The organism is Streptomyces luteireticuli (assembly GCF_041519305.1).
Taxonomy (GTDB): Bacteria; Actinomycetota; Actinomycetes; order Streptomycetales; family Streptomycetaceae; genus Streptomyces; species Streptomyces luteireticuli.
In genome coordinates this window covers 4289068-4301160 of record NZ_CP167927.1, presented here as the reverse complement: position 1 = coordinate 4301160, position 12093 = coordinate 4289068, and the positions used below count along the sequence as shown (strand labels likewise).

Below are 12093 nucleotides of genomic sequence, written 5' to 3'. Positions count from 1 at the left end.
CGGGGTTTGCCCCTGGCCCTCCCCCAGAGGGGGCGCCCCCATTTCACCGTTTCTTGCGCGCTGCCGCGCGGGGCAACGCGGCTGCGCCGCGTTCGTCCTCAAACGCCGGACGGGCTGAAATGGCGCGGCGAACTGCCGCCCCGCGCACGGGACATGGCGCGCGCCCCAGCGCGCTACCGCACCGCCCGCGCGTGCAGTTCCTCCACCGCGTCCCCGAAGTACGAGCTGTACGACGTCTCGTCGTCGCCCCCCTCGTCCTTGCCGCCCAGGACGCCGACGACCGTGCCCAGTCCCGTCGCCGGGTCCACATCCGTCAGCAGCGGGCTCCCGCTCGTGCCGCCGGGCATCCCCTTGCAGTCGAAGCGGAGTTGGGTGGAGCCCTCGGGGCGGGTCGTGTTCTGGCAGCCGAGGGGGCGTTCGCCGTCGCCGGGGTAGCCGAGCACCCGGGCCGGCCTGGACGTCGGCGGGTGGAAGGCGATCCGCTCGGCGCCCGTCACCTGTTCCACGGACGCGTCCGAGCCGACCTGGCGCACCCGCAGGAAGGCGACGTCGTGGTCCTCGTCCCGGTCCGCTATCCACTCGGGGGCCACGTCGATGGAGGTGGGCACCCAGATCCCGTACGGCGCGACCCCGTCGTGGTAGCCGGGGGCGAAGGCGATGTCGGTGTGGAAGCCGCCCGTGTAGACGCAGTGCGCGGCGGTGACCAGCAGGTCGCCGCGCTCGCTGTGGACGACGCTCGCGGTGCAGCCGTGGCCCGGCTCGTCCTGGTCGGTGTAGAACAGCGGCCCGATCGCCGGCGAGGGTTCCTGCGGGGACGCCTCCAGCGGCTCGGAGCGGGGCAGCGGGTCGGTGCGCCGCCCGCCGTGGCCGGCGGACGCGGCGTCGACGGTCGGGTGCGGCTTGCCGGGCTCGGTGCGCACCGCGGAGGCCATGGCGTCGGCGGTCCTGTCCCCGGCCGCCTCCGGCTGGGCGTAGTGGCCGGAGGACTCGCCCCGGGCCAGGGAGCCGTCGGTGGCCGACCCCTGGCCCGCCACCAGCAGGCCGAGGGCGGCCAGGGCCAGGACGGCGGCGAAGAGGGCGGCGTAGCCGGACTTGCCGGGGCCGGGGGAGGATCTGGCGCGCATTGATCAAGTGTCCACCACCGGGACGGGTCCGGCCCGGGAATGGATGACCGCTTGCTGGTTGTTCACCCTTCAACTAAATTGGGACCGAACCCCCGAGGAGGCCGACATGCCCGCCGTAACCGTCGAGAATCCGCTGTCCCTGCCCCGCGTCACCGCTCCCGCGGACGCCCGCCGGCGTCCGGTTCTGCACGTCGCCACTGCCCCGCAGGGCCTGGAGGGCGAGGGCTTCCCGGTCCGCCGCGCCTTCGCGGGGATCGACTACCGGTACCTGGACCCGTTCATCATGATGGACCAGATGGGTGAAGTGGAGTACGCCCCGGGAGAGCCGAAGGGGACCCCGTGGCACCCCCACCGCGGCTTCGAGACCGTCACCTACATGATCGACGGGATCATGAACCACCGTGACTCGCACGGTGGTGGCGGCACGATCACCGACGGCGACACCCAGTGGATGACCGCCGGGTCGGGGCTGCTGCACATCGAGGCGCCGCCGGAGGCGCTGGTGGTCAGCGGCGGGCTCTTCCACGGCCTCCAGCTGTGGGTGAACCTGCCCGCCAAGGACAAGATGATGGCCCCCCGCTACCAGGACATCGGCCGGGGCAGGGTCAGGCTGCTGAGCTCCGCCGACGGCGGGGCGCTGCTGCGGCTCATCGCCGGCGAGATCGACGGGCACGAGGGGCCCGGGGTCACCCACACGCCCATCACGATGCTGCACGTGTCACTGAGCCCGGGGGCGGAGCTCACCCTTCCGTGGCCGACCGGCTTCAACGCCCTCGCCTATGCGATGGCCGGGCGCGGCACCGCGGGCGCCGAGGGGCGGCCGTTCCGCTCGGGCCAGTCGGTGGTCTTCGGCGACGGGGACGCGGTCACCGTGCGGGCGGACGCGGAGCAGGAGTCGCGCAGCCCCGACTTCGAGGTGGTGCTGCTGGGCGGGCGGCCGATCCGGGAGCCGATGGCGCACTACGGGCCGTTCGTCATGAACAGCCATGTGGAGCTGGCCCAGGCCTTCGACGACTTCAAGGCCGGGCGCCTGGGGACCGTACCGGCGGACGAGGCGTGACGGCGGCTAGGTGATCGCCTCCAGGTCGGCCAGGTCGGCCACGCCGTCCGCCACCGACGGCTCGGCCTCGTAGAGCTCGAACCAGATGTTCTTGCCCTCGCCCCGGGGCTCGACCCCCCACGCCCCGGCGAGCAGTTCCATCAGCACCAGACCGCGCCCGGAGGAGGCCATCTCCCCCGGGTGCCGGCGGTGCGGCAGCTCGTCGCTGGAGTCGGCGACGTCCACCCGCAGCCGGCGGTGGCCGGGCCCGCCGGATATGACGGCCCTCAGCAGCGCGTCCCCGTCCGTGTGGACCAGGACGTTGGTGACCATCTCGGAGACCATGAGCACCGCCGAGTCCTTCTGGTCCTCGTCCCGCCAGTCGTGCATCAGGCTGCGCACCTGCTGCCGGGCCTCCGCGATGCGCTCGGGCTCCGCCTGGGCGATGGAGAGGACCGTGCGCCGCGGCGGCGCGGTGACGGGGCCGCCCGGGGGCGCCGCGGGCGCCTCGCGGCGCAGCAGGAGCAGCGCGATGTCGTCCTCGCGCCGGTCCACCAGCGGGCCGGTCGTGTAGTGGGACGAGGGGCCGTGCACGGCCTGGACGAGGCCGTCGGCCAGCTTCTCCAGGAAGTCCGCGTCCTCCGCACGGCCGGCGTCCCCGGCCGGTTCGGCCTCGATGACCTCGCGCAGCCGCTGCCAGCCGGTCTCCAGGTCGTGGCCGCCGGTCTCGATCAGGCCGTCGGTGCACACCAGCATCGTCTCGCCGGGTTCGAGGACGAGCCGGGTGGTCGGGTAGTCGGTGTCCGGGTCGATGCCCAGCGGCAGCCCGCCGGCCGTGGAGCGCACCAGCAGGGTCCCGTCGCCCATCCGGATCGCCGGGTCGGGGTGGCCGGCCCGGGCGATGACCAGCAGCCCGGTCGTGGGGTCCACCTCGATGTAGAGGCAGGTGGCGAAGCGCGGGTCGACCTCCTCGAAGGTGTCCGGCCCGCCGTTGATGCCGGCCAGGAAGCGCGAGGCGCGGGAGAGCACGGCGTCCGGGTGGTGGCCCTCGGAGGCATAGGCGCGCAGGGCGATCCGCAGCTGTCCCATGAGTCCGGCGGCGCGGACGTCGTGGCCCTGGACGTCGCCGATGGCGAGCGCCAGCTTCCCGTTCGGCAGCGGGATCATGTCGTACCAGTCGCCGCCGACCTGGAGGCCGCCGCCGGTGGGCACATAGCGGGCGGCCACCGACATGCCGGGGATGTCCGGCTGGACGGTCGGCATCATCGAGCGCTGGAGGCCGACCGAGAGCTCCTTCTCGGACTCGTGGACGCTGGCCCGGCCGAGGGCCTGGGCGAGCATCCGGGCCACCGTGGTGAGCACCGAGCGCTCGTCGGGGGTGAAGGAGACCGGGACGCTGAAGCCCGCCATCCAGGCGCCGATCGTCTGCCCCGCGTTGATGAGCGGCAGGAAGGACCAGGCCCGCCGGCCGAACCGTTCCACCATGGGCCAGATGCGGGGGAAGCGGCGGGCGTAGTCGTCCGGCGAGGGGATGTAGATGCCCCGGCCGGTGCGGATGACCTCGGCGGCCGGGTGGCTGCTGTCCAGCGGCATGTCGAGGAGGGCCTCGACGTCCTCCGTGCCGTAGCCGTGGTGGCCGATCATCGTCACCCGGCTGCCGTCGGTCCCGAAGACCGCCAGGGCGGACGGCTCGAAGCCGGGCATCGACAGCCCCGCGGCCACCCTCAGCACCTCGGCGGTCGACCGCGCCTCGGCCAGCGCCCGGCCGGCGTCCAGCAGGAAGGCCTCGCGGTTGCGCCGCCAGTCGCCGGTGACGGTGCTGCGCAGGGACGAGGTGCCCGGGTGCGGCTCGGGGACCTCCTCCAGGGTGCCGACGAGCGCGGGGGAGCCGCCCTGCTCCACCGGTTTCGCGCGGGCGCGGACGGTCCGCAGCACCAGTCCGGCCTCGTCCACCACCCGGATCCGGGCCTCGGCCAGTGTGTGCTCCGCCACGGCCAGGCTGATCACGCCCTGGAACTCCACCCAGTCCACCGCGTGGAAGCGCGCCCGGATGCCGGACTCGGTCAGTTCGGCCCGTCCGGCGGGCAGCCCCAGCAGCCGGGCGGCCTCGGCGTCGAAGGTGACGGATCCGGTGGCCCTGTCCCAGTGCCACAGGCCGGTCGCGACGGCGGCCAGGACGTCCTCGGTGCGCATTGCCCCACTTTATGTGGGTTTCCTGGAGGCAGACCACCGAAGGCGGGTGGGGCAGTACCCTTGCTCAGTGCTGTATGCACGCTAACCCAGTGCGGCGGGCCAGTGCAGCGCACCCTCGATCCACGCCTTCGACCACGACTTGGATGAACGATGCATCGTTACCGGTCCCACACCTGCGGCGAGCTCCGTGCGGCGGACGTCGACACCGACGTGCGCCTGAGCGGCTGGCTGCACAATCGGCGCGACCTCGGCGGCATCCTCTTCATCGATCTCCGCGACCACCACGGCATCACCCAGCTGGTCGCCCGCCCGGGCACCCCGGCCAACGAGGCCCTGGGCCGGCTCACCAAGGAGACCGTCGTCCGCATCGACGGCCGGGTCGCGAGCCGCGGTACGGAGAACGTCAACCCCGACCTGCCGACCGGTGAGGTCGAGGTCGAGGTCACCGAGGTCGAGGTGCTCGGCGCCGCCGACCAGATCCCCTTCACCATCAACGCCGAGGACGGCGTCAACGAGGAGCGGCGCCTGGAGTACCGCTTCCTCGACCTGCGCCGCGAGCGCATGCACCGCAACATCATGCTGCGCTCGGCCGTCATCTCCGCGCTCCGCCAGAAGATGACCGCCCTGGGCTTCAACGAGCTGGCCACCCCGATCCTGTCCGCCACCTCCCCCGAGGGCGCGCGTGACTTCCTGGTGCCCTCGCGGGTGCACGCCGGCCGGTTCTACGCGCTGCCGCAGGCCCCGCAGCAGTTCAAGCAGCTGCTGATGATCGCGGGCTTCGACCGCTACTTCCAGATCGCGCCCTGCTTCCGCGACGAGGACGCCCGCGCCGACCGCTCGCCGGGCGAGTTCTACCAGCTCGACATGGAGATGTCCTTCGTCGAGCAGGAGGACGTCTTCCAGGTCATCGAGAAGGTCATGACCGACCTCTTCGAGGAGTTCGGCAACGGCCGCCACGTCACCTCGCCGTTCCCGCGCATCCCGTTCCGCGAGGCGATGCTCAAGTACGGCTCGGACAAGCCGGATCTGCGCGCCAAGCTGGAACTGACCGACGTCACCGACGTCTTCGAGGGCTCCGAGTTCAAGGCGTTCGCCGGCAAGCACGTCCGGGCGCTGGCCGTGCCGGCCGTCCAGGACCAGCCGCGCAAGTTCTTCGACGGGCTGGGCGACTTCGCCGTCGAGCAGGGCGCCAAGGGCCTGGCCTGGGTCCGCGTCGGCGAGGGGAACGCGCTCACCGGCCCGATCGCCAAGTTCCTCACCGAGGACAACGTCAAGGCCCTCGCCGAGCGTCTGGGCCTGGAGCCCGGCCACGCGGTCTTCTTCGGTGCCGGTGACTTCGACGAGGTCTCCAAGATCATGGGCGCGGTCCGCGTCGAGGCCGCCAAGCGCGCCGGCCAGTTCGAGGAGAACGTCTTCCGCTTCTGCTGGATCGTCGACTTCCCGATGTTCGAGAAGGACGAGGAGACCGGCAGGATCGAGTTCTCGCACAACCCGTTCTCCATGCCGCAGGGCGGCCTGGAGGCGCTGAACTCGATGGACCCGCTGGACATCCTGGCCTGGCAGTACGACATCGTCTGCAACGGCACCGAGCTGTCCTCCGGCGCCATCCGTAACCACGAGCCCGAGGTCATGTACCGGGCCTTCGAGATCGCCGGTTACTCCAAGGACGACGTCGAGCGCGAATTCGGCGGCATGCTGCGGGCGTTCAAGTTCGGCGCCCCGCCGCACGGCGGCATCGCCCCGGGCGTCGACCGCATCGTCATGCTGCTGGCCGACGAGCCCAACATCCGCGAGACCATCGCGTTCCCGCTCAACGGCAACGCCCAGGACCTGCTGATGGGCGCCCCGAGCGAGGTCGACGAGGCGCGGCTGAAGGAGCTCCACCTGAGCATCCGCACGGGCCCGGCGAAGGCGACGCCGTACAAGCCGACGAAGTAACAGGGCTGTTCGCGAAGGGGTCCGGCACCGATGCGCCGGGCCCCTTCGTCGTACCCGGAGCGGTCACACCAGCGCCCGCAGCTTCGGCAGCGGCTCCGGCGGGCAGCAGCCCGCCGCGGCGTGCACGGCGCGCGCCAGCCGCCGCGGGGTGAGGCGGTGCCCCCAGAGCACGGACCGCACGCCGTACTCCGTGACGGCCATCAGCTCCGTCTCGCCCAGCTCCTCGGCCACCACCACCAGCGGCGCCCAGCTCTCCCGGGTTCTCCGGCGCAGCTCGCCGGGGGCGTCCTGGTCGTGGCGCCCCAGCAGCAGGATCTCGACCGCCGCCGACTCATTCACCACCCGCACTTCGGGCAGGGTCCGCAGCCGGCGGACGATCCTGGCCCGGCCGAGCTCGTCGGTGGCGTGCACGCTCACGGTGATGCGATGGTCATCCAACACTGGTTCGGCTCTTCCTTCGTTTCCCCCATGAATCAACAGGGAACAGCCTGGCGGACCGCGCTCAACGAACGATTGCCGAACGATCAACGGGCATGACAAAGGGCCCGGAACGCGATGTTCCGGGCCCTCTCGGTCGGTCGGCTCAGACGGCGTCGGCGCCGCCGAAGCGCTCCTTGTAGGACGCCAGGTCCTCATCGGTGATCTTCGCGAAGAGCACCGGCGGGACGGTGAACGGCGTACCGGCCGGGACCAGCGAGAGCGAGCGGGCCTCGTCCTGCGTGATCCACGTCCGCCCGTCGGCGGGCAGCGCGAACGCCGAGCGCATCGCGGCCGCCGACGCCGGGACGAACGGCTCGGAGACCACCGCGTAGAGGTGGATCAGGTTCATCGCCGTGCGCAGCGTCAGCGCGGCGCCCTCCGGGTCGGTCTTGATCTCCAGCCAGGGGGCCTTGGTCTCCAGGTAGGAGTTGCCCGCGCTCCACAGGGCGCGCAGCGCCTGCGCCGCCTTGCGGAACTGGAGGGCCTCCATGTGCTCCTCGTACTCCGCGAGCAGCCGCGCGATCTCCTCGCCCAGCTCCGCCTCGGCCGCGCCCGCCTCGCTGCCGGCCGGGACCTCGTCGCCGAACCGCTTGCGGGAGAAGGACAGGACGCGGTTGACGAAGTTGCCGAGGACGTCGGCCAGATCCTTGTTGACCGTGGTGGAGAACAGCTCCCAGGTGAAGGAAGTGTCGTCCGACTCCGGCGCGTTGGCGATCAGGAAGTAGCGCCAGTAGTCGGCGGGCAGCAGCTCCAGGGCGGCGTCGGTGAAGATGCCGCGCTTCTGCGAGGTGGAGAACTTGCCGCCGTAGTACGTCAGCCAGTTGAAGGCCTTGACGTAGTCGACCTTCTTCCAGGGCTCGCGGGTGCCGAGCTCGGTGGCCGGGAACATCACCGTGTGGAACGGGACGTTGTCCTTCGCCATGAACTCGGTGTAGCGGACGTCGGTGGCCTCGTACCACCAGGACTTCCAGTCGCGGTTCCCCGGGTCCTGGTCGGCCCACTCCTTGGTCGCGCCGATGTACTCGACGGGCGCGTCGAACCAGACGTAGAAGACCTTGCCCTCGGCGGCCAGCTCCGGCCAGGTGTCGGCCGGGACGGGCACGCCCCAGTCCAGGTCACGGGTGATCGCGCGGTCGTTGAGGCCCTCGGTCAGCCACTTGCGGGCGATGGAGGAGGCGAGCACCGGCCAGTCCTTGCCGTGCTCGTCGATCCACGCCTCGACCTCGCCCTGGAGCTTGGACTGGAGCAGGAACAGGTGCTTGGTCTCGCGCACCTCCAGGTCGCTGCTGCCGCTGATCGCCGAGCGGGCGTCGATCAGGTCCGTCGGGTCCAGGACGCGGGTGCAGTTCTCGCACTGGTCGCCGCGGGCCTTGTCGTAGCCGCAGTGCGGGCAGGTGCCGACGATGTAACGGTCGGGCAGGAAGCGCTCGTCGGCGAGCGAGTACACCTGGCGGATCGCCCGCTCCTCGATGAACCCGTTCTTCTGCAGCTGCCGTGCGAAGTGCTGGGTGATCTCCCGGTTCTCCGGGGAGGAGCTGCGGCCGAAGTAGTCGAAGGCCAGGCCGAAGCCGTCGTAGATGGCCTTCTGCACCTCGTGCTGCTGGGCGCAGAACTCGGCGACCGGCAGACCGGCCTCCTTGGCGGCCAGCTCGGCCGGGGTGCCGTGCTCGTCGGTGGCGCAGATGTAGAGCGTCTCGCGGCCGGTCTGGCGCAGGAAGCGGGCGTAGACGTCCGCCGGGAGCATGGACCCCACCATGTTGCCCAGGTGCTTGATCCCGTTGATGTACGGAAGGGCGCTGGTGATGAGGTGTCGAGCCATTGCCGGCTGCTCCCTGGTCGGTGCGGGGTGACGGAATCCGTGACGCGTCGGTCACAGTCACCTTTAGCGTATCCGAGCACCAGGGGGCAGCCGCGCGGCGTTTTCCGCTCAGATCCCGTGCGGGCGGTCCATCCAGGCCCGCCAGGGGCGCTCGATCAACTCCCGGTAGGTGTGGTGCGAGGGGTTGCGGCCCGCGTGCCGGAAGGCCCAGTGCTGGGCGTCGAGGAAGTCCTCGGCCGGGCCCGAGCCCTCGCCGCACACCGCGCACTGCATCGCGTACGTCATCGGCTCCGCGTCGGGCTCCCGGTCGGGCTGCAGTGTCCAGGTGCCGAACAGGAAGACGCTGCGCGCGCTCACCGGGCGCATCCGCTCTCCCCGGCCGCGATCTCGTCCCGGGAGGGGAACCGGATGGCCGTCGGGGGGCAGGACCACTCGATCCCGCCGCGCGGTGGACGTAGCTGAACGTAACCGGCGTGGGTGTCCATGACCTGCCCGAGTCGTCCGGTACGGGTGTCGATGACATAGCTGCCGAGGGGGAATTCATCGTTCACACCGTTACGATGCCCACTTCGCGACGTCCTGATCGGTGACGGAGGGTGATGTCGCGGGGCGTCGGACTTACGCGGAGAGCTCGGCGGGACGGTCACTCTCCGTATCCCGTCCGGGGCCGCTCACGGGGGTACCGCCCGCGGGCCCGGAATTGCCGCCGCATGGAGACATCCGCGAAACATCTCCTCTGATACACCGCATTCTGGAAGAAGGGGGCGAGGAGTACACCGCAGGATCCCAGCGAGGTGGAGGACGACGCCATGCGAGTGCTGGTCGCCGAGGACGAGGAAACCCTGGCCGAGCTCGTGGCCACCGGTCTGCGCAGGGCGGGGTTCGCGGTGGACACCGTCTACAGCGGGGACGCGGCGCTCGCCTATCTCGGGCTGCACGACTACGACGTGCTCGTGCTCGACCGCGATCTGCCCCGGGTGCACGGGGACGACGTGACACGGCGGCTCGTCGCCTCCGGGGCGCGGACGCGGATCCTGATGCTGACGGCGGCGAGCAGCATGGAGGACCGGGTCGCCGGGCTGGACCTGGGGGCCGACGACTACCTGCCCAAGCCCTTCGAGTTCCCCGAACTGATCTCCCGGGTGCGGGCGCTGCGCCGCCGCAGCGCCCGTCCCTCGCCGCCGCTGCTGGAGCGGGACGGGCTGACGCTGGACACGGTGCGCCGGACCGCCCGCCGCGACGGGCGCGAACTGGGGCTCTCGCCCAAGGAGTTCTCGCTGCTGCAGATCCTGCTGGAGGCGGACGGCGCGGTGGTCTCCGCCGAGGAACTGCTGGAGCGGGCCTGGGACGCGCACGCCGACCCGTTCACCGGCGCCGTGCGCGTGGCGATGAGCAAGCTGCGCGGCAAGCTGGGCGAGCCGCAGCTGATCCGCACCGTGCAGGGCGTCGGGTACACGCTGTGAAACGGCCCGTCCTCACCGCGCGCACCAGGATCGCCGGGGCGTTCGGCGGGATCTTCCTGATGCTCGGCGCCGGGCTGCTGGTCACCGTCAACCTGCTGTCCCGGCGCAGCACCCGCGAGCGCGCGGACCTGATCGCGGAGACGGCCGTGCCGGTCCAGGGAGCGCACTGGCAGACGCTCACCACCTCCACGCTGCACCGGGTCTCCGGCGACGTGAGCGCCGCCGCCTCGCAGGAGCTGATCGTCTGGTCGGTGGGCGCGCTGCTGGCGACGGCCCTGCTCGCGGTGGGGGTCGGCTGGTGGACGGCCGGCCGGTTCCTCACCCCGGTGCAAGGGGCGTTCGACAGCCAGCGCCGTTTCATCGCCAACGCCTCGCACGAGCTGCGCACCCCGCTCGCCACCCAGCGGGCGGCGATCCAGGTCGGGCTGGAGGGCGAGCCGTCGGCGGCGGAGCTGGCCCGGACCCGGGCGGTGCTGCTGGAGACCAACCGCAAGTCAGAGCGGATCATCGAGGGCCTGCTCGTGCTGGCCGGGAGCGAGCACGGGATCGAGCGGCCGGAGCCGTTCGACCTGGACGAGGTCGTGGCCGAGGAGGTGGCCGCGGTGGCCGCGCGGGCGGAGCGCGCGGGCGTGACGGTCGCGGTGCGGAGGGGCCTCGCGCCGCTGAGCGGCAACCGGGTGCTGATGGCCCAGCTGGTGGGCAACCTGCTGCGCAATGCGGTCGGTTACAACCACCGCGGCGGCCGGGTCGAGGTGACGGTGGAGTCCGGCCGGCTGGTGGTGGCCAACACCGGTCCGGTGGTGCGGGCCGCGGAGGTGGAGGGGCTGTTCGAGCCGTTCCGGCGCGGCGAGGGCCGGGAGCGGCTGGGCGGCGGCGCGGGGCTCGGGCTGTCGATCGTGCGCTCCATCGCGCGGGCCCACGGGGGGACGGCCGAGGCCGTCCCCCGCCGCGGGGGCGGCCTGCGGGTGACCGTGGACCTCGCGCGCAGCCGGGTCAGCGGACGGTCCCCGCGGCCCGGGCCCGGGTGAGCCAGGCCGCGAAGCCGGCGGTCAGGCCCCGGTAGAGCTCCTCCTCGTGCAGGGCGCGGGGGTCGCGGCCGGCCGGGAAGAAGCCCGCGTTGTCCACGGCGGGCCACTCCTCCAGCCCGCGCAGGAACTCGAAGCCCCGGCCCGCCGGTTCGCCGAAGCCGACGAACTGCCAGAAGACCGGCAGCCCGGCGCTCTCCCGGAGCGCCCGTTCCGCCTCCGCCCGGCTGGAGGGCCCGCCGTCGGTCTGGAAGACGACGAGGGCCGGGGCGCCGGAGGCCGCCCGGTTCTCCATGACGGCCCGCATGGCCAGGTGGTAGTTGGTGCGGCCCATGTGCCCGTAGGAACCGTGCAGTTCGGCCACGCGTCCGCGGTAGCGGTCGAGGCCGAGCTCGGAGACGCCGTCCACCTCGGTGGAGAAGAAGACGAGGGGGACGGTGCCGTCGTCGTCGAGGTGGGCGGAGAGCGCGAGCACCCGCTCGGCGAGGTGCTGGACGCTGCCGTCGCGGTAGTGGCCGCGCATCGAGCCGGAGCGGTCGAGCACCAGGTGGACGGCGGCCCGCCGGCCGGTCAGGCCCTGCTCGCCGAGGGCGTCGCCGGCCTTCTTGTAGAGGCCGACCAGGCCGGGCGCGGTGCGGCGCACCCTGTCCAGGCCGGTCCTTTCCGGGCCGGTCCTCTGCAGGCCGTCCCGGCTCGGCGAGGGCTCGGGCTCGGGCCGGGGCGCGGGCTCCGGTTCGGGTACGGGGTGCGGGGCGGGCATCGGCGGGGCGGGCTCGGGCTCGGGGACCGGCTCGGGGCCCGGCGGGAGGGGGTTGGGCGGGACGGGCGGGAGCGTGCCGGGGTCGGGGATGCGGTCACCGGTGGGCTGGGCGGGGACCGACGGGGCGGCGGGCGCGGCGGGGGCGGGGCCGGGGGAGGCGGTGCCCTGCTGGGGGAGGGCGGGCGCCCCGCTCCCGGGCTCCTTGTCCAGGCCGAACGCGCTCCGCAGCAGGCTGCGAATTCCCATGAGGAG

General features: G+C 72.4%; 11 protein-coding genes. 4 read left to right on the top strand and 7 right to left on the bottom strand.

Annotated elements, in window-relative coordinates:
• Window positions 1–173: 173 nt before the first annotated feature.
• A complete protein-coding gene (locus tag AB8735_RS19070) occupies window positions 174–1124 on the bottom strand; it encodes a serine protease (protein WP_372408577.1) in 951 nt (316 codons plus the stop codon).
• Window positions 1125–1230: 106 nt separating this feature from the next.
• Here AB8735_RS19070 and AB8735_RS19065 point away from each other — a divergent pair, with 106 nt between their 5' ends.
• Window positions 1231–2184 (top strand): pirin family protein, encoded by a 954-nt coding sequence (locus AB8735_RS19065; RefSeq protein WP_344028439.1) that lies wholly within the window; start codon window positions 1231–1233, stop codon window positions 2182–2184.
• A 6-nt stretch (window positions 2185–2190) separates the two neighbouring features.
• Here AB8735_RS19065 and AB8735_RS19060 read toward each other — a convergent pair whose 3' ends face one another.
• Window positions 2191–4356 (bottom strand): SpoIIE family protein phosphatase, encoded by a 2166-nt coding sequence (locus AB8735_RS19060; RefSeq protein ID WP_372408576.1) that lies wholly within the window; start codon window positions 4354–4356, stop codon window positions 2191–2193.
• A gap of 150 nt (window positions 4357–4506) precedes the next feature.
• Between AB8735_RS19060 and aspS the strand changes: the two genes are divergently transcribed.
• A complete protein-coding gene (gene aspS / locus AB8735_RS19055; RefSeq protein WP_344028433.1) occupies window positions 4507–6294 on the top strand; it encodes an aspartate--tRNA ligase in 1788 nt (595 codons plus the stop codon).
• 63 nt (window positions 6295–6357) lie between these two features.
• Here aspS and AB8735_RS19050 read toward each other — a convergent pair whose 3' ends face one another.
• From AB8735_RS19050 to AB8735_RS19035, 4 genes are all read right to left on the bottom strand, one after another.
• The gene (locus AB8735_RS19050; protein ID WP_372408575.1) at window positions 6358–6735 is read right to left on the bottom strand and encodes a DNA-binding response regulator; all 378 of its coding nucleotides are present in this window, start codon (window positions 6733–6735) and stop codon (window positions 6358–6360) included.
• 142 nt (window positions 6736–6877) lie between these two features.
• Window positions 6878–8593, bottom strand: coding sequence for a methionine--tRNA ligase (metG, locus tag AB8735_RS19045; protein ID WP_344028429.1), 1716 nt, complete (start codon window positions 8591–8593; stop codon window positions 6878–6880).
• A gap of 108 nt (window positions 8594–8701) precedes the next feature.
• Window positions 8702–8959 (bottom strand): hypothetical protein, encoded by a 258-nt coding sequence (locus tag AB8735_RS19040; protein WP_372408574.1) that lies wholly within the window; start codon window positions 8957–8959, stop codon window positions 8702–8704.
• Window positions 8947–9144 (bottom strand): hypothetical protein, encoded by a 198-nt coding sequence (locus tag AB8735_RS19035; RefSeq protein ID WP_344028424.1) that lies wholly within the window; start codon window positions 9142–9144, stop codon window positions 8947–8949. Before AB8735_RS19035 ends, AB8735_RS19040 begins: the two co-directional genes overlap by 13 nt.
• Window positions 9145–9402: 258 nt before the next feature.
• Between AB8735_RS19035 and AB8735_RS19030 the strand changes: the two genes are divergently transcribed.
• Both AB8735_RS19030 and AB8735_RS19025 read left to right on the top strand, forming a co-directional pair.
• Window positions 9403–10056 carry a response regulator transcription factor gene (locus AB8735_RS19030; RefSeq protein ID WP_372408573.1) on the top strand — a complete coding sequence of 218 codons (654 nt, stop codon included), beginning with the start codon at window positions 9403–9405 and terminating at the stop codon, window positions 10054–10056.
• Window positions 10053–11084, top strand: coding sequence for a sensor histidine kinase (locus tag AB8735_RS19025; protein WP_372408572.1), 1032 nt, complete (start codon window positions 10053–10055; stop codon window positions 11082–11084). The genes AB8735_RS19030 and AB8735_RS19025 overlap by 4 nt, the downstream gene beginning before the upstream one ends.
• Here AB8735_RS19025 and AB8735_RS19020 read toward each other — a convergent pair.
• Entirely contained in the window at window positions 11050–12087 is a 1038-nt protein-coding gene (locus AB8735_RS19020) for a VWA domain-containing protein (protein ID WP_372408571.1), read from the bottom strand. The genes AB8735_RS19025 and AB8735_RS19020 overlap by 35 nt on opposite strands.
• Window positions 12088–12093 lie beyond the last annotated feature (6 nt).